Annotated in this window: 19 protein-coding genes; 4 read left to right on the forward strand and 15 right to left on the reverse strand. The window is 70.7% G+C overall.

Annotated features, from left to right (window positions below; translation table 11 throughout):
• Nucleotides 1-209 precede the first annotated feature (209 nt).
• Together ACZ4VW_RS05565 and ACZ4VW_RS05570 are read left to right on the forward strand one after the other, a co-directional pair.
• Entirely contained in the window at nt 210-1,859 is a 1,650-nt protein-coding gene (locus ACZ4VW_RS05565; RefSeq protein ID WP_467958713.1) for an alkaline phosphatase D family protein, read from the forward strand.
• A gap of 337 nt (nt 1,860-2,196) precedes the next feature.
• A complete protein-coding gene (locus tag ACZ4VW_RS05570) occupies nt 2,197-3,162 on the forward strand; it encodes a zinc metalloprotease (protein WP_467958715.1) in 966 nt (321 codons plus the stop codon).
• A gap of 60 nt (nt 3,163-3,222) precedes the next feature.
• On the opposite strand, the gene ACZ4VW_RS05575 is transcribed toward ACZ4VW_RS05570, so the two are convergent.
• Entirely contained in the window at nt 3,223-3,801 is a 579-nt protein-coding gene (locus tag ACZ4VW_RS05575) for a dienelactone hydrolase family protein (RefSeq protein ID WP_467958717.1), read from the reverse strand.
• Nucleotides 3,802-3,848: 47 nt separating this feature from the next.
• Here ACZ4VW_RS05575 and ACZ4VW_RS05580 point away from each other — a divergent pair, with 47 nt between their 5' ends.
• Nucleotides 3,849-5,015 (forward strand): mechanosensitive ion channel family protein, encoded by a 1,167-nt coding sequence (locus ACZ4VW_RS05580; protein ID WP_467958719.1) that lies wholly within the window; start codon nt 3,849-3,851, stop codon nt 5,013-5,015.
• A gap of 51 nt (nt 5,016-5,066) precedes the next feature.
• On the opposite strand, the gene ACZ4VW_RS05585 is transcribed toward ACZ4VW_RS05580, so the two are convergent.
• The 5 genes from ACZ4VW_RS05585 to ACZ4VW_RS05605 form a co-directional block, all read right to left on the reverse strand.
• Nucleotides 5,067-6,653, reverse strand: coding sequence for a Na+/H+ antiporter (locus ACZ4VW_RS05585; protein WP_467958721.1), 1,587 nt, complete (start codon nt 6,651-6,653; stop codon nt 5,067-5,069).
• 129 nt (nt 6,654-6,782) lie between these two features.
• Complete coding sequence (locus ACZ4VW_RS05590; RefSeq protein ID WP_467958723.1) at nt 6,783-7,250, reverse strand: GNAT family N-acetyltransferase; 468 nt, start codon at nt 7,248-7,250, stop codon at nt 6,783-6,785.
• The gene (locus tag ACZ4VW_RS05595) at nt 7,247-8,188 is read right to left on the reverse strand and encodes an RluA family pseudouridine synthase (RefSeq protein WP_467958725.1); all 942 of its coding nucleotides are present in this window, start codon (nt 8,186-8,188) and stop codon (nt 7,247-7,249) included. The genes ACZ4VW_RS05590 and ACZ4VW_RS05595 overlap by 4 nt, the downstream gene beginning before the upstream one ends.
• 17 nt (nt 8,189-8,205) lie before the next feature.
• Nucleotides 8,206-8,781 carry a signal peptidase II gene (gene lspA, locus ACZ4VW_RS05600; RefSeq protein ID WP_467958727.1) on the reverse strand — a complete coding sequence of 192 codons (576 nt, stop codon included), beginning with the start codon at nt 8,779-8,781 and terminating at the stop codon, nt 8,206-8,208.
• A gap of 82 nt (nt 8,782-8,863) precedes the next feature.
• Entirely contained in the window at nt 8,864-9,964 is a 1,101-nt protein-coding gene (locus ACZ4VW_RS05605) for a TraR/DksA family transcriptional regulator (protein ID WP_467958729.1), read from the reverse strand.
• 557 nt (nt 9,965-10,521) lie between these two features.
• On the opposite strand from ACZ4VW_RS05605, the gene ileS reads away from it, so the two are divergent.
• Nucleotides 10,522-13,665 carry an isoleucine--tRNA ligase gene (ileS, locus tag ACZ4VW_RS05610; protein WP_467958731.1) on the forward strand — a complete coding sequence of 1,048 codons (3,144 nt, stop codon included), beginning with the start codon at nt 10,522-10,524 and terminating at the stop codon, nt 13,663-13,665.
• 381 nt (nt 13,666-14,046) lie between these two features.
• On the opposite strand, the gene ACZ4VW_RS05615 is transcribed toward ileS, so the two are convergent.
• The 9 genes from ACZ4VW_RS05615 to ftsW all read right to left on the reverse strand — a co-directional run bounded on the left by ACZ4VW_RS05615 (nt 14,047) and on the right by ftsW (nt 22,539).
• On the reverse strand, nt 14,047-15,135 hold the full coding sequence (locus ACZ4VW_RS05615; protein ID WP_467958733.1) for a DivIVA domain-containing protein: 1,089 nt from the start codon (nt 15,133-15,135) through the stop codon (nt 14,047-14,049).
• A gap of 55 nt (nt 15,136-15,190) precedes the next feature.
• Entirely contained in the window at nt 15,191-15,481 is a 291-nt protein-coding gene (locus ACZ4VW_RS05620) for a YggT family protein (protein WP_019885526.1), read from the reverse strand.
• Between the two features lie 77 nt (nt 15,482-15,558).
• The gene (locus tag ACZ4VW_RS05625) at nt 15,559-16,179 is read right to left on the reverse strand and encodes a cell division protein SepF (RefSeq protein WP_467958735.1); all 621 of its coding nucleotides are present in this window, start codon (nt 16,177-16,179) and stop codon (nt 15,559-15,561) included.
• Between the two features lie 124 nt (nt 16,180-16,303).
• Nucleotides 16,304-17,023, reverse strand: a complete 720-nt coding sequence (locus ACZ4VW_RS05630) for a YggS family pyridoxal phosphate-dependent enzyme (RefSeq protein ID WP_467958737.1) — start codon at nt 17,021-17,023, stop codon at nt 16,304-16,306.
• 1 nt (nt 17,024) lies between these two features.
• Nucleotides 17,025-17,750: a peptidoglycan editing factor PgeF gene (gene pgeF, locus ACZ4VW_RS05635; protein ID WP_467958739.1), complete on the reverse strand. Its 726-nt coding sequence runs from the start codon at nt 17,748-17,750 to the stop codon at nt 17,025-17,027.
• Entirely contained in the window at nt 17,747-18,958 is a 1,212-nt protein-coding gene (ftsZ, locus tag ACZ4VW_RS05640; RefSeq protein WP_467958741.1) for a cell division protein FtsZ, read from the reverse strand. Before ftsZ ends, pgeF begins: the two co-directional genes overlap by 4 nt.
• Nucleotides 18,959-19,238: 280 nt before the next feature.
• Nucleotides 19,239-20,042: a cell division protein FtsQ/DivIB gene (locus tag ACZ4VW_RS05645; protein ID WP_467958743.1), complete on the reverse strand. Its 804-nt coding sequence runs from the start codon at nt 20,040-20,042 to the stop codon at nt 19,239-19,241.
• A gap of 64 nt (nt 20,043-20,106) precedes the next feature.
• Entirely contained in the window at nt 20,107-21,192 is a 1,086-nt protein-coding gene (gene murG, locus ACZ4VW_RS05650; RefSeq protein WP_260228790.1) for an undecaprenyldiphospho-muramoylpentapeptide beta-N-acetylglucosaminyltransferase, read from the reverse strand.
• A gap of 6 nt (nt 21,193-21,198) precedes the next feature.
• Entirely contained in the window at nt 21,199-22,539 is a 1,341-nt protein-coding gene (ftsW, locus tag ACZ4VW_RS05655; RefSeq protein WP_467958744.1) for a putative lipid II flippase FtsW, read from the reverse strand.
• Between the last annotated feature and the right edge of the window lie 50 nt (nt 22,540-22,589).

Here is a 22,589-nt window from a genome sequence, read left to right on the forward strand (position 1 = left end):
GGTCGGCTCGCGAGTCGGTTCACGGCTCGGCCCACGCGTCGGCCGACGACGACGGCACGGCACGGGTCCGCGGGAGGCGGCAGACGGACGCCCCCGCGGACCCGCCCGGGCAGGCGGCCGGGAAGATGCGCGTCCGCAGGGCGACGAGTACGCGAACTTTCCGGATTTCGCCTGCCTGTTCGGCATACTGATCAGTAATCTGACTGCCCGTGACCAGTCGACACATATCCTCCGCCCCCACCCGCCGCACGGTCGTGAAGGCGGCCGCCGTCACGGCCGTCGCCGCGCCGGCACTGGTGGGCGCCGCCTCCCCCGCGTTCGCGGAGTCCGAGGCACCCGCGTTCCTGCACGGCGTCGCCTCCGGCGACCCGCTCCCCGACGGCGTCCTGCTCTGGACCCGTGTGACCCCCACCTCCGACGCCACCCCCGGATCCGGCAGAGGCTCCGACGTCGTGGTCGGCTGGGAGGTGGCCGAGGACCGCGCCTTCGCCCGGATCGTGGCCCGGGGCACCACCACCGCCACGGCCGCCTCCGACCACACGGTCAAGGTGGACGTCCGGGGCCTGCGCCCGGCGACCGCCCACTGGTTCCGCTTCACGGCGGGCGACACCGTCTCCGCCGTCGGCCGCACCCGCACCACGCCGGCCACCGACGCGACCACACCCGGCGTCCGCTTCGGCGTCGTCTCCTGCGCCAACTGGGAGTCCGGCTACTTCTCGGCCTACCGGCACCTCGCGGCCCGCGCCGATCTGGACGCGATCCTCCATCTCGGCGACTACCTGTACGAGTACGGCACCGGCGGCTACCCGACGGAGGAGCACGTCGTACGGCAGCACGAACCGCGGCACGAGATCGTCTCGCTGGCCGATTACCGCACCCGGCACGGAAAGTACAAGACGGACGCCGACCTGCAGGCGCTGCACGCCGCGCACCCGGTGATCGCGATCTGGGACGACCACGAGATGGCCAACGACGCCTGGGCGGGCGGGGCGGAGAACCACACGCCCGGCGCCGAGGGGGAGTGGGCGGCCCGGGTCGCCGCCGCCAAGCAGGCGTACTTCGAGTGGATGCCGGTACGGACCTCCACCGAGGGCACGGTCTACCGGCGGCTGCGCTTCGGCACCCTGGCCGATCTGCACCTGCTCGACCTGCGCTCCTTCCGCTCGCAGCAGTCGAGCGTCGGCAACGGCTCGGTCGACGACCCGGAGCGGACGCTCACCGGCCGGGCCCAGCTGGACTGGCTGAAGTCCGGCCTCGCCGGCTCCGACGCGACCTGGAAGCTGGTCGGCACCTCGGTGATGATCTCCCCCGTCGCCTTCGGCGCACTGCCGGCCCATCTGCTCGGCCCGCTCGCGGAGTTGTTGGGCCTGCCGAAGGAGGGCCTTGCGGTCAACGTCGACCAGTGGGACGGGTACACGGACGACCGGCGGGAACTGCTCGCGCATCTGACGCAGCGCTCCATCCGCAACACCGTCTTCCTGACCGGTGACATCCACATGGCATGGGCCAACGACGTGCCGGTGAAGGCGGCGACGTATCCGCTGTCGCAGTCGGCGGCGACCGAGTTCGTGGTGACCTCGGTGACCTCGGACAACCTCGACGACATCCTCCGCGTGGCGCCGGGCACGGTCTCGGTCGTGGCGGCCGGGGCGATCAAGGCCGCCAACCGCCATGTGAAGTGGGTGGACATGGACCACCACGGCTACGGCGTGCTCGATGTCACCGCCGAGCAGTCGCAGATGGACTACTACACGGTCTCCGACAAGACCAGGGCGGACGCGACGACCGCCTGGTCGCGCTCCTACCGGACGCGCAACGGAACGCAGCGCGTCGAGCGGGTGTACCAGCCGGTGCGCTGACCTTGCGCTGACATGACGTCATGGGTGATTTTCAGCCATGATCGCTTGTGTTAACAGGAGATCACATCACGACGGCGGGTGGTGAGTTCCGGAGATCGAAACCGGACACACCACCCGCCTTCGTCGCTTCGTTCGTTACGTCGATGTCTCAAACTCCGGAACGGACAGAAGTTTTTCTTCCCGATGACCCGATTCGCACCATGGATGATTGGGCTTGATCAATGCTCATCAACACCTGACATGGACCCGTAATGTCCCCGCGGTGGCGAGGAAGTGCCTCTCCACAACCCCCCGCGAGGAGTCACCTGTGCGTGCTCTTGTTCGTATATCGCCGCGTATGTCACGTCGTGTACTCGGCACCGCGGTCATGGCCGGAACCCTGGCCCTGGCCCCCCTGTCCGCCCCGTCGGCCGCCCCGGCCGCCACCACCTCGGCCGCCGGCCTCTCCGCCGAGGAGTGCGTGGAGGAGGAGGACGCCCACTCCGGCGCCCGCAAGGCCCGCGGCGCCGACTCCCACGGCCACGAGCCCAACGAGATCTCCGCCACCCAGGCCAAGGCCATGGACGCGGACCTGAAGAAGAGACTGGAGTCGGTCCGCGCCAGTGGCATGAACTCCACCGCCGCCGTGGTCAACATCCCGGTCTACTTCCACGTCATCCACAGCGGCACCGCGGGCAAGCTGAGCGCCACCGCCGTCAACAACCAGATGGCGGTCCTCAACTCGGCCTTCGCCGGCCAGGGCACCGGCAATGTGAACACCAACTTCCAGTTCACCCTGGTTGAGACCGACTACACGGACAACGCGACCTGGTACAACCTGGCCTCGGGCTCCACCGCCGAGAAGCAGATGAAGTCGACCCTGCGCAAGGGCGGCGCCGGCGCGCTGAACTTCTACACCGCCAAGCTCAGCGGTGGCCTGCTCGGCTGGGCGACCTTCCCGTCCTCGTACAACTCCAACCCGTCCATGGACGGTGTCGTCGTCCTCGACTCCTCGCTGCCGGGCGGATCCGCCGCCAACTACAACGAGGGCGACACCGCGACCCACGAGGTCGGCCACTGGATGGGGCTTTACCACACCTTCCAGGGCGGCTGCAACGGAAACGGCGACTACGTCACCGACACCCCCGCCGAGAAGAGCCCGGCGTACGAGTGCCCGACCGGTCGTGACAGCTGCGCGTCCAAGACGGGTGTGGACCCGATCCACAACTTCATGGACTACACGTACGACGCCTGCATGTACCAGTTCACCTCCGGCCAGGTCACGCGGATGAACGACATGTGGACCGCGTACCGCGCCGGCTGAGAACCGACGCTCTGAGGAAGGGCGCGGCGGGAGAGCCCCCGCCGCGCCCTTCCGCGTCTCCTACAGACCTTCCAGGAACGCCAGGGCGATCGACCAGGTCCGCTCGGCGGCGGCCTCGTCCCAGTCCGGCAGGTCGGGGTCGGTGAACAGGTGGCCGGCCCCCGGGTAGCGGTAGACCTCCACGTCCGCACCGGCCTTGCCCATCTGCAGGTACCAGGACGTCAGCCAGTCGTGCGACTCGAAGGGGTCCGGGTCGGCGATGTGCAGCTGTACGGGGAGGTCGTCGACGGACGCGCTCTCCGCGATGTCCGAGGTTCCGTGGAGCAGGAGCAGCCCGCGCGCCTTCTCGTCGCCGAGGGCGAGGGTCTGCGCGACCGAGGCGCCGAAGGAGAACCCGGCGTAGACGAGTCCGCGGTCCGAGTAGGGCGCGGAGGCGAGGACGGCACGCTTCAGCAGCTCCTCCTTGCCGATCGACCCCTGGAGCTCCATTCCCTCCTCGACCGTCTCGGCGGTTTGCCCCTCGAAGAGGTCGGGCACCCGAACCTGGTGCCCGGCGGCCCGCAGCCGCTCGGCCGCGGCGTCCACCGCCGGACGCAGCCCGTAGGTCGAGTGGAAAAGCATGATGTCCATGCGGTCCATCCTGCCAGCCGGGCTCCCCGACCCGGAGACACGGAGGCCCCGAGTACATGGACAGCGTGCTGCGACCCCTGCTGGTCGTCGGCGGATCGGTACTGCTCACCCTGGCGGCCGGCTGGGCCGCCGACGTGCTGCTGCGCCGGGTCGACGCCCGCCACCCCGAGACCCCCCTGTGGGGCCTGCTCCGCCGCTGCCGGATACCGCTGCAGGCGGTGCTGCTCGCCTCCGTCCTGCGCGGCACCTACCGTGAGACGCACTGGCGGCCCATCGAGGAGCACGCGACCGGCATAGGCCAGATCCTGTCCCTCGTCCTCATCGGATCGAGCGCCTGGCTGGTGACCCGGATCGCCGCGGCCATCGTGGAGTCGACCTTCGCGCGGTACGCCTCCTCCACCCGCGACCCGGCCCGTGTCCGGCGCGTCCGCACGCAGGTCACCCTCATCATGCGGATCGTGACGGCGGTCGTCGCCGTCGTCGCGGTGGCGGCCATGCTGCTGACCTTCCCGGCCCTGCGGACCATCGGCACCTCGATGCTGGCCTCGGCGGGCATCATCGGGATCGTGGCCGGCATCGCCGCCCAGTCCACTCTCGGCAACCTCTTCGCCGGCTTCCAGATCGCGTTCGGCGACATGGTCCGGCTCGGCGACACCGTGGTGGTCGACGGCGAGTGGGGCGTCGTGGAGGAGGTCACGCTGACCTTCCTCGCGGTACGGACCTGGGACGAGCGCCGCATCACGATGCCGGTCTCGTACTTCACCAGCAAGCCCTTCGAGAACTGGTCGCGCGGCGGTGCCCAGATGACCGGCACGGTCTTCTTCCACCTGGACCACTCGGCCCCGGTCGCCGAGATGCGCGACAGGCTCAAGCAGATCCTGGCGGACTGCCCGTCCTGGGACGGCCGGGACTGGAGCCTGGCCGTCACCGACACCACGCCCAACACGCTCGTGGTCCGTGCCGTGGTCACGGCCAAGGACGCGGACGACGTGTGGACCGTCCGGTGCACCGTCCGGGAGCAGATCGTCGCCTGGCTGGCCGAGGAGCACCCGTACGCGCTTCCCCGGATCGCGGTGTCGGACGCCGTCCCCGCGCAGCGCGACGGCCGGAGCCTGCTCGACGCCCCACCGCCGCGCGCCGCCGAGGTGCACAGCAACAACGCCGCCTTCACCGACGCGTACCGGAAGGAAGGTGACGAGGCGCCCCGCACCGGCCGCGGATGAGGCCGGCGGGCGGTCGCGGGTGCGGTGCCCAGGGCCCGGCCCGGGACCGCCTCACTTCATGCTGCGCACGTCCAGCTGGCGCAGCACCCGGTCCACCACCTCCGGGTCGGTCCCCGGCTCGCTCCGTGCCGAGAGCACCTCGTGACGGGCGGCCGACATCATCTCCCGGTGGATGCGGTGGACGGCCTTGAGCCGCCCGGCCCGCTCGGCGAAGGCCGTCCGCAGCTCCTCGTCGAGCACGTCCGGACTGATCCGCGCCCCGATGTCGAAGGCCCCGCGCAGCAGCCGCTCCTGGACCTCGTCGGGCAGCTCCTCCACCTCCTCGATCTCCCTGAGCCGGCGCTTGGCGGCCTTCGCCGCGCGGAGCGCGAGCTGCCGTTCCAGGGCGCGCTCCGCGTCCGTGTCGGCCTGTACGCCGAGCCGCTTGACCAGCCAGGGCAGGGTGAGGCCCTGGAGCACCAGGGTGGTCATGATCACGCAGAAGGCGATGAAGACGATCTCGTCCCGTCCGGGGAACGGCGCCCCGTCCTCCGTACGCAGCGGAATGGCGAGCGCCAGCGCCACCGAGGCCACCCCGCGCATCCCCGACCACCACATGACGACGGTCTCCCGCCAGCTCACGGGGATCTCCTCGGCGTAGTCGCGGCCGGTGTGCAGCCGCTTGGCCAGCCAGGTGGCGGGCAGCAGCCACAGCAGTCGTACGCCGATGACGACACCGGTCACGGCCGCGCCCCAGCCGAGCATCTCGCCCATGCGGCCGTCGGCCGTGCCGAAGACGTTGTGCAGTTCGAGTCCGATGAGACCGAAGGCGATACCGGTGACCAGGGTGTCGACGATCTGCCAGAAGGTCTGGCCCGCGAGCCGGCCCATGACGTCGTCGGCGTCGAGTGCGTGCTCGGCGAGGTAGAGGGCGACGACGAGGACGGCGAGGACGCCGGAGCCGTGCAGCTCCTCGGCGAGGACGTAGGCGACGAACGGGACGAGGAGGGTGAGCCCGGTCTGAAGGGTGGGCTCGCCGAGGACGCCCATGAGCTTGTTGCTGAGCCAGCCGAGGAGGAACCCCACGGCGATGGCGACGACGGCCGAGAGGACGAGTTCGGCGCCCGCGCCCTCCCAGGAGAACGTGCCGCCCACGGCGGCGCCGACGGCCACGTGGTAGAGCACGATCGCCGTGACGTCGTTGAAGAGCCCCTCGCCCTCCAGGATCGAGACCAGCCGGCGCGGGAGCCCGAGCGAACCGGCGACGGCGGTCGCGGCGACCGGATCGGGGGGCGCGACGAGCGCGCCGAGCGCGACGGCGGCCGCGAGGGGGAGCCCCGGCACGAGCGCGTTCGCCATGGCGGCGACGGCGGCGGTGGTGACGAAGACCAGGGCGACGGCGAGCAGGAAGATGGGCCGTCTGTTGGCCGCGAACTGGCGCCAGGACGTGCGCTGCACGGAGGCGTAGAGGAGCGGCGGAAGGACGAGCGGCAGGATGTACTCGGGCGGGATCTCGACGTTGGGCACGAAGGGCAGGAAGGCCAGCACGATCCCGATGAGGGTCATGAGCACCGGGGCCGGCAGCCCGAGCCGGTCCCCGAGCGGCACGGTGAGCAGCGCGCCGAGCAACAGCAGGAGCAACAGGGCCAGTTGGTCCACGGTGAGCCCTTCCGGCCTGGCGGCGCGGTCGACGATCGGGGCTTCAACCCTGCCACGCGTGAGAAGGAATCCACCCAAAGCGCCGTGCGGCGCCGCTCACGTGGCTGCCGGGAACTCCGCGGACACGACCTACAGAACGCGCCGCATCGCGCGGTGCGGGATGCCCGCGTCCTGGAACTCCGGGCCGTACGCCTCGTAGCCGAGCCGCTCGTAGAAGCCGAGGGCATGCGTCTGGGCGTGCAGGTCCACGGCTTTCAGACCCCGCTCGCGCGCCGCGTCCTCGATGGCGCGGACCAGCGCCACGCCGACCCCCAGACCGCGCGCGGCCTTCGTGACGGCGAGCCGCCCCAGCGAACCCACGGACTCGTCGGCGCCGGTCTTGCCGGCCGCGTCCGCTCCGTGGAGCAGCCGCCCGGTGCCGAGCGGCAGTCCGTCCTCACGGACGGCGAGGACGTGCACGGCCGTCGCGTCGTACCGGTCGTACTCGATCTCCTGCGGCACGCGCTGCTCGCCCACGAAGACGTCCCGGCGCACGGCGAAGCATGCCTCGCGGTCCTCCTCGCCGGCCGCCTCCCGTACGGAGAACCCGGTGCTCACGCGCTCTCCGCCGCGATCCGGTCCAGCGCGTTCCGCAGGTCGGCCGGGTAGGTGCTCTCGAACTCGACCCAGCGCCCGTCCGACGGGTGCTCGAAGCCCAGCCGTACGGCGTGGAGCCACTGCCGCGTCAGACCGAGCCGCTTCGCCATCGTCGGGTCGGCGCCGTAGGTGAGGTCACCGACGCAGGGGTGGCGGTGGGCCGACATGTGCACCCGGATCTGGTGCGTGCGGCCCGTCTCCAGCTTGATGTCGAGCAGCGAGGCCGCGCGGTACGCCTCGATCAGGTCGTAGTGCGTCACCGAGGGCTTGCCCTCGGCGGTCACGGCCCACTTGTAGTCGTGCTGGGGGTGGCGGCCGATCGGCGCGTCGATGGTGCCGCTCATCGGGTCCGGGTGCCCCTGGACCAGCGCGTGGTAGCGCTTGTCGACGACCCGCTCCTTGAACTGCGCCTTGAGCAGCGTGTACGCCCGCTCCGACTTGGCGACGACCATCAGGCCCGAGGTGCCGACGTCGAGCCGGTGCACGATCCCCTGGCGCTCGGCGGCGCCGGACGTGGAGATGCGGTACCCGGCGGCGGCGAGGCCGCCGATGACCGTCGTCCCGGTCCAGCCCGGGCTGGGGTGGGCGGCGACCCCGACCGGCTTCATGATCACGACGATGTCGTCGTCGTCGTGGATGATCTCCATGCCCTCCACGGGCTCGGCCACGATCTGCACGGGCGCCGGGGCGCCGGGCATCTCGACCTCGAGCCACGCGCCACCGCTGACCCGCTCGGACTTGCCGACGACGGCGCCGTCGACCTGGACCTTCCCGGAGGCGGCCAGTTCGGCCGCCTTCGTACGGGAAAACCCGAACATGCGGGCGATGGCGGCGTCGACGCGCTCGCCCTCCAGGCCGTCGGGAACGGGCAGCGTGCGGATCTCGGGACTCGTACTCACCCGTCGAGTATGCCTTGTCAGTCCTTGTGGACCGTGCCGTCGGGGTCCAGCCCGCGGAAGGACAGGATCACGATCAGGAAGCCGCCGCAGACGATCGCCGAGTCGGCGAGGTTGAAAACGGCGAAGTGGGCGGGCGCGATGAAGTCCACGACCGCGCCCTCGAAGACGCCCGGCGAACGGAAGATCCGGTCGGTCAGGTTGCCCAGGGCGCCACCGAGGAGCAGGCCGAGGGCGATCGCCCACGCCGTGCTGTAGAGCTTGCGCGCCAGCCGGATGATCACCACGATCACCGTCGCCGCGATGAAGGTGAAGATGATCGTGAAGGCCTCGCCCATGCCGAAGGCCGCGCCCGGGTTCCGGATCGCCTCGAACCTCAGCAGGTCGCCGATGACCTGGATCGGCGCGTGGCCCTCCAGCTTGGCGACGACGAGCATCTTGCTGCCGAGGTCGAGCAGATAGGCGACGAGTGCGACCACGAGCAGCGCGGCGATCCTGCGCTTGCCCCTGGCCCGCTCGGCCGGGGCCGCCGCCTCGCCGTCCGCGTCGCCCGCGCCCGAATCCGGCGTACCGATGATGCGCTCCGCCTCTGCCACGTGAGTCCCTCAACCTAGGTGCCCTGACTGAGCACGAGGGTACGGCACACCCCCGCCGCGCCGTCAGGGCGACCGAGGTCCGTCAGCCGCGGCGCTCCTGCTTCTGCTTGTCCTCGACACACAGGGTGGCCCGCGGGAACGCCTGCATGCGCGCCTTGCCGATCGGCTTGCCGCAGACCTCGCAGAGGCCGTACGTGCCCGCGTCCAGCCGCTCCAGGGCGTGCTCGGACTGCTCCAGCATCTCGCGGGCGTTGGCGGCCAGGGCCAGCTCGTGCTCGCGCGTGATGTTCTTGGTGCCGGTGTCGGCCTGGTCGTCCCCGGCGCCGTCCCCGGAGTCCCGCATCAGCCCGGTCAGCTCCTCCTGGGAGTGGAGCAGCTCGGCCCGGAGTCTGAGCACCTCGCTCTCCAGCCCGGCGCGGGCCTCGGTGACCTCCTCGGGCGTCCAGGGGTCCTCGCCGGGGCGCACCGCGAGCTCACCGGCACGCGCCTGCGGCACCGCGACCTCGCTCTCGGCCGTCGTCACGCCACCCGCGGTCTTCTTCGCTGCCACCGTCCTGGCTCCTGTCTGCTCCACCTGCGCCGCGGAAGCGGCCTTCTTCTGGACCGCGGCCTTTTTGACCGGGGCTTTCCTCGCCGGTGCCTCGTCGGCCGCCGGGACCTGCTTCGTGGCCGCCTTGTCGGCCGCCGGGACCTGCTTCGTGGCCGCCTCGTCGGCCGCCGGGACCTGCTTCGTGGCCGCCTTCTCCGCGGCCGTCTTCTTGGCGGGGGCCTTCTTCGTGTCGGCCTTCTTCGTGTCGGCCTTCTTCGTCAGAGCCTTCTTCGTCAGGGCCTTCGTGGGGACTTTCTTCGCCGGGGCCTTGTCGGCCGCCGGAGTCTTCTTGGCGGTCGCCTTCCCGGCGGCCGTCCTCCCGGCCGCCGCTTTCCCCGCAGCCGTCCTGGCCGGCGCCTTGGCATCCGCCTCGGCCGTCGACCCGGCGTCCGCCTCGGCCGACGATCCGGCCGTGGACTTCGCGGCGGATTTCGCGGTGGCATCCGCCCGTTTCGTCGTCCCGCGTGCCGGGGCCGCCGCGCCCGCCTTCTTCGTGACCGTCGTCTTCTTGCCGGTGACGTCCTTGGCCGCCCCGGCCGGACCGGCGGAACCGGCGACCGGGGTCTTCTTCGCGGCGGTCTTCTTCGCCACCATGTCGCGGCCCCTTCACATTTTGTGATCTTGCTCGCGAATCGTGCTGGGACGATAAATCGGCCCAAGGCCCGCGGCAACGGGGCACGCCGCCGTTTCGCACCCGCCCATGCCCGCGGCATGTCGAGCCTGCCTCCGTTGTGCCCAGCTCCCCGCCCGGTAATCCGCCCCACCGCGACGCCGGGAAGTCCGCGGGTGGCCGTATGGCCATTCGGGTCACGCGTGACGTTCCGGCGGGCCGCCGGAAAAGCGGTCTGCCGACGCGCTCCCCGCCCCGTACACTGGGCGGAGCGAAAGGCTTGGATGGGGACGAGTAGCGTCGTACGCAGCCATGAGCGACTCGGGGACGGTGAGAGCCCGAGGGCGAGCCCGATGTGAAGCATCACCCCGGAGCTGCCGGAAGAAAGCCGTGAGGCGAGTAGAACCGGCGTCGCGACCCCAATGAGGGGGCCACGGGCATACGCCCGGGGCCAAGGAGGGTGGTACCGCGGGAGCCGCGCAGCACGGCGCTCTCGTCCCTCCGGACGGAAACGAAGCAGTCCGCCGGAGGAAGCTCGCCGATGAAACCGCCGCAGTACCGCCAGGTGCCCGCCCAGGTCGACCTGCCCGCGCTCGAGCACGCCGTGCTCGATTTCTGGCACGAGAGCAAGGTCTTCGCCAAGACCCTCGAGCAGTCCGAGGGCCGCCCCGAGTGGGTGTTCTACGAGGGCCCGCCCACCGCCAACGGCATGCCCGGCGCCCACCACATCGAGGCGCGCGTCTTCAAGGACGTCTTCCCCCGGTTCCGGACCATGCGCGGCTATCACGTCGCCCGCAAGGCCGGCTGGGACTGCCACGGCCTGCCGGTCGAGCTCGCCGTCGAGAAGGAGCTCGGCTTCTCCGGCAAGAAGGACATCGAGGAATACGGCATCGCCGCGTTCAACGACAAGTGCCGCGAGTCCGTGACCCGCCACACCGACGCCTTCGCCGAGCTCACGACGCGCATGGGCTACTGGGTCGACCTCGACGACGCGTACCGCACGATGGACCCCGAGTACATCGAGTCGGTCTGGTGGTCGCTCAAGCAGATCTTCGACAAGGGCCTGCTGGTCCAGGACCACCGTGTCGCCCCGTGGTGCCCGCGCTGCGGCACCGGCCTCTCGGACCACGAGCTCGCGCAGGGGTACGAGACGGTCGTCGACCCCTCCGTGTTCGTCCGCTTCCCGCTGACCTCCGGCCCGCTGGCCGGCCGGGCGGCGCTCCTGGTGTGGACGACGACCCCCTGGACCCTGGTCTCCAACACGGCGGTCGCCGCGCACCCCGAGGTCACCTACGTCGTGGCGACCGACGGCGACGAGAAGCTCGTCGTCGCCGCGCCGCTGCTCGACAAGGCCCTCGGCGAGGGCTGGGTGACGACGGGCGAGTCCTTCACCGGCGCCGAGATGGAGCGCTGGACGTACCAGCGCCCGTTCGAGCTCGTGGACTTCCCCGCGGAGGCGCACTACGTCGTCAACGCCGAGTACGTGACGACGGAGGACGGTACGGGTCTGGTCCACCAGTCCCCCGCCTTCGGTGAGGACGACCTCAAGGTCTGCAAGGCGTACGGCCTGCCGGTCGTGAACCCGGTCCGCCCCGACGGCACCTTCGAGGAGGACGTGCCGCTGGTCGGCGGCGTCTTCTTCAAGAAGGCGGACGAGGCGCTCACCGCCGACCTCGGCGCGCGGGGCCTGCTCTTCAAGCACGTCCCGTACGAGCACAGCTACCCGCACTGCTGGCGCTGCCACACGGCGCTGCTCTACTACGCGCAGCCGTCCTGGTACATCCGTACGACCGCCGTCAAGGACCGGCTCCTCCAGGAGAACGAGAAGACGAACTGGTTCCCCGACTCGGTCAAGCACGGCCGCTTCGGCGACTGGCTGAACAACAACATCGACTGGGCGCTCTCCCGCAGCCGCTATTGGGGCACCCCGCTGCCGCTGTGGCGCTGCGAGGACGACCACCTGACGTGCGTGGGCTCGCGCGCCGAGCTGACCGAGCTGACGGGCACGGACCAGTCGGCGCTCGACCCGCACCGCCCGTACATCGACGACGTCACCTTCCCCTGCACGGCGGAGGGCTGCGCGAAGACCGCGGTGCGCGTTCCCGAGGTGATCGACGCCTGGTACGACTCGGGCTCGATGCCGTTCGCGCAGTGGGGCTACCCGTACAAGAACAAGGAACTCTTCGAGTCCCGGTACCCGGCGCAGTTCATCTCCGAGGCCATCGACCAGACGCGTGGGTGGTTCTACACGCTGATGGCCGTCGGCACGCTGGTCTTCGACAAGTCCTCGTACGAGAACGTGGTCTGCCTGGGCCACATCCTCGCCGAGGACGGCCGCAAGATGTCCAAGCACCTGGGCAACATCCTGCAGCCGATCCCGCTCATGGACCAGCACGGCGCCGACGCGGTCCGCTGGTTCATGGCGGCCGGCGGCTCCCCGTGGGCGGCCCGCCGGGTCGGCCACGGCACGATCCAGGAGGTCGTCCGCAAGACCCTCCTGACGTACTGGAACACGGTCGCCTTCCAGGCGCTGTACGCCCGTACGTCCGGCTGGGCGCCGAGCGGGGCGGACCCGGCGCCGGCCGAGCGCACGGTCCTCGACCGCTGGCTGCTGAGCGAGCTGCACACGCTGGTGGACCAGGTGACGCAGGCGATGGAGTCGTACGACACCCAGCGCGCGGGCAAGCTGCTGTCGGCCTTCGTCGACGACCTGTCGAACTGGTACGTGCGTCGCTCGCGGCGCCGGTTCTGGCAGGGCGACAAGGCGGCGCTGCGCACGCTCCACGACGTCGTGGAGACCGTCACGCGCCTCATGGCGCCGCTGACCCCCTTCATCACGGAGCGGGTCTGGCAGGACCTGGTGGTCCCGGTGACGCCGGACGCTCCCGAGTCGGTCCACCTCTCGTCGTGGCCGGAGGCGGACACCTCCGCGATCGACCCGGAGCTGTCGCAGCAGATGCTGCTGGTCCGCCGCCTGGTCGAGCTCGGTCGTGCGACGCGCGCCGAGTCGGGCGTCAAGACCCGCCAGCCGCTGTCGCGCGCGCTGGTGGCGGCGACGGGCTTCTCCGAGCTCTCGCCGGAGCTCCAGGCGCAGATCACGGAGGAGCTGAACGTCTCGTCGCTGGCGTCGCTGAGCGAGGTCGGCGGCTCGCTGGTCGACACGACGGCGAAGGCGAACTTCCGGGCGCTGGGCAAGCGCTTCGGCAAGGGCGTCCAGGACGTGGCGAAGGCGGTCGCCGCGGCCGACGCGGCGGCGCTCTCGCTGGCGCTGCGCGGTGGTGAGGCCGTGCTCTCCGTGAACGGCGAGGACGTGACCCTCTCTCCCGAGGAGGTCATCATCACGGAGACCCCGCGCGAGGGCTGGTCGGTCGCGTCGGACGCGGGCGCGACGGTGGCGCTGGACCTGGAGATCACTCCGGAACTCCGGAAGGCGGGTCTGGCCCGTGACGCGATCCGCCTGATCCAGGAGGCCCGCAAGAACAGCGGCCTGGACGTGGCGGACCGGATCGCGCTGCGCTGGACGTCGGACTCGGCGGAGACCGCGGAGGCCCTGGCGGCCCACGCGGACCTGATCGCGGACGAGGTCCTCGCGACGGACTACGCGACGGGCCCCGCCGACGACACCTTCGGCGCCCCGTTCACGGACGAGGGACTCTCCCTGACGTTCCGCCTCCGCAAGGCGTAACACCCGGCCAGAAGGGCCCGGCCCCCCTGGGGCCGGGCCCTTCCGCATCCCCGCACTGACGATCGACCCCACGAGAACGGCCACACGCCGCCGGGACGGGCACCCGGGGGCAGCCCCCGCCCGGCCGCACCCACCCTCGGGGTCAGGGCCGGGAACCCTGCCCCCGACCCGTGAGACGGGTTCTCGGACCCCGCGCCCACACCCAGGGTTCGGGCGGAGCCCCCACCCGGCTCCGGGTCCGCGGCGGAGGCCCCGTACGGGAAGGCCCGCCACAGGCGCCCACGTGCCCGCCCACGGCAAAAGGGCCGGGCCCGGGAGAAAGTCCCGGGCCCGGCCCTCAGCCTGCCGACGGCTACGCGCTCATCGCGCGAACGGCCGCCGTCAGTTGTCGTCCTCGTCGATCAGGAAGCCGCGCATCGGCGCCGGCGCCTGCTGCATCGGCTGCGGTGCCTGCGGGCGGACCGGAGCCATCGGCTGGGTCATCGCCGGGGACATCTGCTGCTGACCGCCGTAGGAGGGGCCTCCCATCGACGGGCCGCCGCCCATCGTGCCGTTGCCGCCGTACGACGGGGCGCTCGCGCCCGCCGAGGCCATCGAGGGGGCCGGCGGCAGGGAGGCCGTCGCCGGCGTCCGCGGCGGAGCCAGCGAGTCGTCGGCCTGGGTCTCCAGCTGGCGCAGCTGCGACTCGAGGTAGGACTTCAGACGCGTGCGGTACTCGCGCTCGAAGCCGCGCAGGTCCTCGACCTTGCGCTCCAGCGTCGCGCGCGCGGACTCCAGCGAGCCCATCGCCACGCGGTGCTTCTCCTGCGCGTCCCGCTCCAGGGCGTCGGCCTTGGCGCGGGCGTCGCGCTCCAGGCCCTCGGCGCGCGAGCGCGCCTCGCCGACGATCTTGTTGGCCTCGGAACGGGCCTCCGCGATCGCCTGGTCGGCCGTCTGCTGGGCCAGCGAGAGCACGCGCGCGGCGCTGTCCCCGCCCGGGCCCTGCTGCTGCATCGGCTGCTGCATCTGCTGCTGCGGGTGACCCATCGGGCCGCCCATCTGCTGACCCATGGGGCCGCCCTGCATCTGCCCGGGGCCGGGGCCCATCGGGCCGCCCTGCATCGGGCCGGGGCCGTGGCCGCCAGGACCGGCGGGAAGCTGCGGCGCACCGGACGGCAGCTGCGGCGGACCCATCTGCGGGGGCTGCTGCTGGACCGGCGGTCCGGATATGGCGGCGGGCACGGGGGCGCCGGGACCGACGGGACGATCCTGCTGCTCCGGCGGCTTGCGCATGCCCTGCTGCTGGTTCTGCGCGGCGGCACGCGTCGCGGCGGCCAGCTTGGCGCGCAGGTCCTCGTTCTCGCGGAGCAGGCGGGTCAGTTCGGCTTCGACCTCGTCGAGGAAGGCATCGACCTCGTCCTCGTCATAGCCTTCTCGAAGGCGGACGGTCGTGAACTGCTTGTTCCGCACGTCCTCGGGAGTCAGCGGCATCTCTTCTTCACCTCTACGTAGTCGTCGGCAGTCGGCAAGACCGTATCGTCCACATTCACCTCGCGAAGCTGCTCACGATGGAGATCAGGATGTAGACGATGATCATCAGAACGAAGAAGGACAGGTCGAGTGCCACGCCCCCGAGACGCAGCGGCGGAATGAACCGCCGCAGGAGCTTGAGCGGTGGATCGGTGACAGTGTAGGTGGCCTCCAGAACGACCACCATCGCCTTACCGGGTTGCCATGAACGGGCGAACTGGAAGACGTAGTCCATGACCAATCGGAAGATCAGCACGATGAGGAAGCACATCAGAGCGATGTAGACCACTTGTAGTGCGACGCCCATCCCGCGCTTCCCTCTCCCCTGGCTCTCGTGCTCTCGCTCGACCGGCCTCCCGGCCGGTCCGTTCCGGTCTCGTGTTCTCAGCTCTGGTTGAAGAATCCGCCCTCTGCGATGCGGGCCTTGTCCTCCGCCGTGACATCGACGTTAGCAGGCGACAACAGGAACACCTTCTGCGTCACGCGCTCAATGCTGCCATGGAGCCCGAAGACGAGTCCCGCGGCAAAGTCGACAAGTCGCTTCGCGTCGGTGTCGTCCATCTCCGTGAGGTTCATGATCACCGGGGTGCCCTCACGGAAGTGTTCCCCGATGGTACGGGCCTCGTTGTAGGTCCTGGGGTGCAATGTCGTGATGCGGTAGGGCTCCCGCTCGGACACAACCTTGGGCATGATCACCGGCGCGTTCTTCTCCATGCTCGGACGTTCGGGTGTGATGGATGCCACGGGGGCAATTCGGGCCGGACGTCCGCTTTCCGCGTGTACCGGGACAGACTGGGCGACGGGCTCACGCGGTGCGGGAGGCTGCACCACTCGCACCGGCTCCTCCCGCTCGATCTGCCGCGGGGGCTGGTGGCGCCGTTCACGCTCGGGCTCGGGTTCCAGCTCGGGTTCGAAGTCGTCGTCGGGGTCGAACCCCCGGCCGTCGTACCCATCGTCCTCCACGAGGCCGAGGTAGACCGCCATCTTGCGCATCGCGCCGGCCATTCTCTGAGTCCTCCGCTCTGTGGTGGATCGGCATCGTCACCAAGTACCCGCGATCCACGGGGTCTGCCCGCCGATCAGCGGGAATGACCATATTTTCTGCTGTGGTCCGACTTGCTTCGCGACGTTACCCGAGCCTGGGGCGGACACCCAGTACCGCCGTACCGATGCGCACATGTGTCGCTCCGGCCGCCACGGCCTCCTCGAGGTCCGCACTCATCCCCGCCGACACCATGTTCGCAGCCGGACGGTTCGCGCGCAGGGCAGTCGACAAATCCATCAACCGGTCGAACGCCGCACGTTGCCGCCCCGCGTACGGACCGGCGAGCGGCGCGACGGTCATCAGTCCGTCGAGCCTCAGGCCCGGCGCCGCGTCCACGGCGGCGGCCAACTCCTCGATGCCGTCCGGCGACACGCCGCCTCTCTCGCCCCGCTCGCCCGACTCGGCGTCGAGCGCGACCTGGACGAGGCAGCCGAGCTCGCGCCCGGCCTTCTCGGCCGCCGTCGAGAGAACGGTGACGAGCTTCAAACGGTCGACGGACTGCACGACATCCGCATAACTCGTCACAGACCGGACCTTATTGGTCTGCAACTGGCCGACGAAGTGCCAGCGGAGGTCGAGATCCGCGCAGGCGGCGGCCTTGGGAGCCGCGTCCTGGTCCCGGTTCTCGGCGACGTCACGCACGCCGAGTTCGTGCAGGAGTCGCACATCGCTCGCGGGGTAGGTCTTCGTGACCACGATCAGGGTCACGTCCGACCGCTTGCGTCCGGCGGCGGCGCAGGCGGCAGAGATACGTTCCTCCACCCGCGCCAGGTTCGCGGCGAGTTCCGACTTACGGTCCGTCATATCAGTCCAACCAGACATATCCCGCGAGTCGCCCCGTGGTGCGATCGCGGCGGTACGAGAAGTGGTCGCCCGACTCACGGGTGCAGACCTCACTGGCCCGCCGGTCCCGGACGCCCAGCCGCTCCAGCTGGGCATGGACCCCGGCGGTGACGTCGACGGCCGGGGTTCCCCAGCTCGTCTCGGCGAAGGCCGCCGGCTCGACCGCCGCGACCTCCTCCCGCATCGCGGCGGGCACCTCGTAGCAGCGCCCGCAGACGGCGGGGCCGGTGCGAGCGGAGATACGGGCGGGGTCGGCACCGAGATCGATCATGGCCCGGACGGTGGCCGGGACGATCCCGGCGACCATGCCCGGCCGCCCGGCGTGAGCGGCGGCCACCACCCCGGCGACGGGGTCGGCGAGAAGGACGGGGGTGCAGTCGGCCGTGAGCACGGCGAGGGCGAGACCGCGGGTGGCGGTGACCAGGCCGTCGATCCCCGGGGGAAGGACGGTGGCCGGTCCGTCGGCCTGGGCGACATCCGCTCCGTGCACCTGGTTCATCCACACGACACGCCCGGGGTCGAGCCCCAGCGCCTTCGCGGCCAGCTCACGGTTGGTCCGTACGGCCTCGGCGTCGTCCCCCACCGCGCCGCCGAGGTTGAGCTCCTCGTACGGAACGGCGCTCACCCCGCCCCACCTGTCGGTGAAGGCGAAGTGCGCGCCGCTCACGGGTTCGAGCTGCTCTATCACTTCAGGAAGTCCGGAACATCCAGCTCTTCGGCCTGGGTGTCCGGGTACGGGCGGGCCGGCGGGACCACCGGCGGGGCGGCCGGCGGCAGCGAGCTCTCGGTGGAGGCCACCGGAGCCGGCTCGGCCGGGGCGGCCGGCTCGTCCCGGGGGGTGACGGTGCCGAGGCCGCCGAGCGGACGCTCGGTGGAACGCGGTGCCGGGGCCGGCTCCTCGCGCTTGGCGGAGGCCGAGCTGAGGATGTTGTCCCGGCGGGCCGGCGGCTGGCCGCCGTCGAAGCCGGCCGCGATGACCGTGACCCGTACCTCGTCGCCCAGGGCGTCGTCGATGACGGCACCGAAGATGATGTTGGCCTCGGGGTGGGCCGCCTCGCTCACCAGCTGCGCGGCCTCGTTGATCTCGAAGAGACCGAGGTCGGAGCCGCCGGAGATGGAGAGCAGGACGCCGCGGGCGCCGTCGATGGACGCCTCCAGGAGCGGCGAGGAGATCGCCATCTCCGCGGCGGCCACCGCGCGGTCGTCGCCGCGGGCGGAACCGATGCCCATGAGGGCCGAACCGGCCTCGGACATGACCGACTTCACGTCGGCGAAGTCGAGGTTGATCAGACCGGGGGTGGTGATGAGGTCGGTGATGCCCTGCACACCGCTCAGCAGCACCTGGTCGGCCGACTTGAAGGCGTCGAGCACGGAGACCTGGCGGTCCGAGATCGAGAGCAGCCGGTCGTTCGGAATGACGATGAGGGTGTCGACCTCTTCGCGGAGCTCGGCGATGCCGTCCTCCGCCTGGTTGGCCCGACGGCGTCCCTCGAAGGTGAACGGCCGGGTGACCACACCGATCGTCAGGGCGCCGAGCGAGCGCGCGATGTTGGCCACGACGGGTGCGCCGCCGGTGCCGGTGCCGCCACCTTCGCCGGCGGTGACGAAGACCATGTCGGCCCCCTTGAGGACCTCCTCGATCTCCTCACGGTGGTCCTCTGCCGCCTTGCGACCGACTGCCGGGTTGGCCCCGGCCCCGAGGCCGCGGGTGAGTTCACGGCCGACGTCGAGCTTGACGTCGGCGTCGCTCATCAACAGCGCTTGCGCGTCGGTGTTGATCGCGATGAACTCGACGCCCTTGAGACCGACCTCGATCATTCGGTTGATGGCATTGACACCACCGCCGCCGACACCGATGACCTTGATGACTGCGAGGTAGTTCTGCGGTGCTGCCACGTCGAAGGCCTCTCGCCTCGAGTTACGTGTCGCCGCTTCGCGGTGGTAGTCGCGCTGCGACGACGGATGCCGATTGGGACGGTCCGAAACGCCGACCCGAACCCTAACCTTGAAGTTTAGGGTTACCAGTGTCTCTGTTCGCTGGACTCTTCCGAACAGGACACTAAGTCGACAAGTGGCGCACGTTCAACGAACACGCCGAACCTCCCGTTTTTCTTTTCACCCTATGTGATCACCCGTAGCGCTGGCCAACCAGGGTGCTGGCCAGCACTGATGTGCGTCAACTCCCCGACGCCGCCGGGGCGGTGGGGGCGCTTACATCGAAGTGCCCCGCTTTGGGCATCGCTTTCATCAACGCCGCGAGGACGCGCGCCTTGACGGCACCGTCCTCGCCGCTGCCCCAGAGGACCGTGCGGCCGTCGCCGAACTCCAGGGTGATGGAGTCGTACGAGGCGGCCTTGACGACACGAGTGTTCCGGGCGATTTTCTCTGGGAGTTCGCCCGTCACGCCCACCGCTTCGAGCAGCAGCCGGTCCGCGTCGAAGCGGCGCAGGCTCGGCGAGGAGGCGACGTCGAGAACGAGTTTCGGTACACCTGGAGGCGCTTTGTCCACGGTGGCGTAACGCGTTCCGACGGCGTCCACCTCCGTGAACTTTCCGCCCTTTTCCACCAGCAGAACCGGCTTCCGTTCCGTCACTTTCAGACCGATTCCGTGCGGCCAGGACCGAACGACCTCCACCGTGTCGATACGGGGAAGTTTCCGGAGAAGTCGCGCCTCGATCGCGTCGGTGTCGACGGAGACGAGCGGGGACCCGATCGGCACGGCGGCGGCCGCCTCCACCTCACGAGGGGTCAGAACCCGCGTGCCGGTGGTGCTCACCCGCTCGACGCGCAGCCAGGAGGAGCCGTAGAGCGCCCAGATCCCGCCGGCCACGAGCACGAGAACGGCCAGGGCGATCAGCAGGACGCGCGGCCCGGGCACCCGGAAGCGAGTGCTCCGGGTGCCCGTGCGGGACGGCCGTTCCGACGACCCCTTCGGTTCGCGCGTGCCACGCTTCTCTGCGGTCGTCGGTCCAGCTGCCACCTGGCGTCTCCTGCCTTCCGCTTCTCTTGAGGGCTCGGCTCGCCAAGCCGCCGCCGCGTGCCCGTCAGCGCCCGGCGATCGCCTCGTACACCATGCCGACGAGCAGGTCGTCGGCGTCCCTGCGGCCGAACTCGGCCGCGGCGCGGGACATCTCGTACAGCCGGTGCGGGTCGGCGAGCACGGGCAGGACGTTGCCCTGCACCCACTGCGGCGACAGCTCCGCGTCGTCGACGAGCAGACCACCGCCGGCCTTGACCACCGGCTGGGCGTTGAGCCGCTGCTCGCCGTTGCCGATCGGCAGCGGGACATAGGCGGCGGGCAGCCCGACGGCGGACAGTTCGGCGACGGTCATCGCGCCCGCGCGGCAGAGCATCATGTCGGCGGCGGCGTACGCGAGATCCATCCGGTCCACGTACGGTACCGGGACGTACGGCGGCATCCCGGGCATGTTGTCGACACGCGGCATCTCGTTCTTCGGGCCGACCGCGTGCAGGATCTGGATGCCGGAGCGCTGGAGCACCGGTGCGATCTGCTGGATGACCTCGTTGAGCCGGCGTGCGCCCTGCGATCCGCCGGAGACCAGCAGCGTCGGCAGGTTCGGGTCGAGACCGAAGGCGGCGCGCGCCTCGGGCCGGACCCGGGCCCGGTCGAGGGTGGCGATGGTGTGCCGCAGCGGGATGCCGATGTAACGGGCGTTGCGGAGCTTGGAGTCCGGGGTGGCGACCGCGACGCCGGCCGCGTACCGCGAGCCGATCTTGTTGGCCAGGCCGGGCCGGGCGTTGGCCTCGTGGACCACGATCGGCACACCGAGCCGCTTGGCGGCCAGGTAGCCGGGCAGGGCCACGTAGCCGCCGAAGCCGACCACGCAGTCCGCCTTGGTGCGCTCCAGGATCTGCTCGGCCGCCTTGATGGTGCCGCGCAGCCGTCCGGGGACGGTGATCAGCTCAGGGGTGGGCTTGCGTGGCAGGGGCACGGCGGGGATCAGAGCCAGCTCGTAGCCCCGCTCGGGCACGAGCCGGGTCTCCAGGCCCTTCTCCGTGCCGAGCGCCGTGATTCCCACGCTCGGGTCCTGCCTGCGCAGGGCGTCCGCGAGGGCGAGCGCGGGCTCGATGTGGCCGGCGGTCCCCCCACCGGCGAGTACGACATGCACCGAAATTCACCGCTCTCCGGACGGACGCTTCTTGACGCGCCGTCGCATCGACTTCCATCTCATCCCGGCCCGCCTACCCCAGCCGGGACGCCGCATGGCCAGGGCCGCTTTCGCGGCGGGTTCCTGTCGCGCGAAGGCGATGAGGAGCCCGACGGCGAACATGGTCGGCAGCAGGGCCGACCCTCCGTAGGAGAACAGCGGGAGCGGGACTCCGGCGATCGGCAGCAGACCGAGCACCGCACCGATGTTGATCACGGCCTGCGCCGTGATCCAGGTGGTCACGCCTCCCGCGGCGTACCTCACGAAGGGGTCCTCCGTGCGTCCGGCCACGCGGATACCCGCATAGCCTAGAGCCGCGAACAGGGCGAGTACCGACAGCGTCCCCGCCAGACCCAGTTCCTCCCCGGTGACGGCGAAGATGAAGTCGGTGTGCGCTTCGGGTAGTTGGCCCCATTTTTCCACACTGGCACCCAGACCGGAACCGAACCATCCGCCGGAGGCCAGAGCATAGATCCCGTGCGCGGCCTGGAGGCAGGGCGCGCCCTCTCCCCCGGGGTCGGTGGCTCCGATGCAGGCGAACCGCTTCATCCGGTTGGCGCTGGTCCTGATCAGCAGGAAGCCGATCGCGCCGGCCACCGTGAGCACCCCGACGAAGAGCCGGGTGGGCGCGCCGGCGGTCCACAGCAGTCCGAAGAGGATCGCGGTGAGGACGATCGCCGTGCCCATGTCCCCGCCGAGCATGATCAGCCCGAGCAGCAGGAACGCTCCGGGGACCAGCGGCACCAGCATGTGCTTCCACTGGGCGAGGAGCTTCATGTCCTGCTTGCGGGCGAGCAGATCGGCGCCCCACAGGATGAGTGCCAGCTTGCCGAACTCGCTGGGCTGCAGCATGAACGGGCCGCCCAGCGAGATCCAGTTCTGGTTGCCGCCGACCGCACGCCCTATCCCCGGGATCTGGACGAGCACCATCAGGAACACGGCGCCGACCAGGATCGGGTACGCGAGCGCCCGGTGCAGGGTGACCGGCATCCGGGAGGCGACCAGGAGCAGCGCCGCGCCGAGGATCGCGGCGAAGAACTGCTTGCGGAAGAAGTACGAGGGCACGAGGTCGTACCGCAGCGCCGTGATCATCGAGGCGGAGTAGACCATCACCAGGCCGAGGGCGGTGATGAGCAGCGCGGCGCCGAGGATCACGTAGTACGCGGTCAGGGGGCGGTCCCAGGCGCGGCGCGACTGCTCGTACATCCGCCGCAGGCCGCCGCCGCGGGTCGGCCGCGGCGGCGTGGGGGCACGTCCTCCGCCGCGTACGGCGGAGGGCCGGCGAGGCCCGGCGGTTCTGCTCGGCATCGCTGTCGTCCCCTCCGGTCGTGCCCGGCGCTGCCGGACCTTCTCGCTGG

Source organism: Streptomyces sp. NPDC029139 (genome assembly GCF_055564335.1).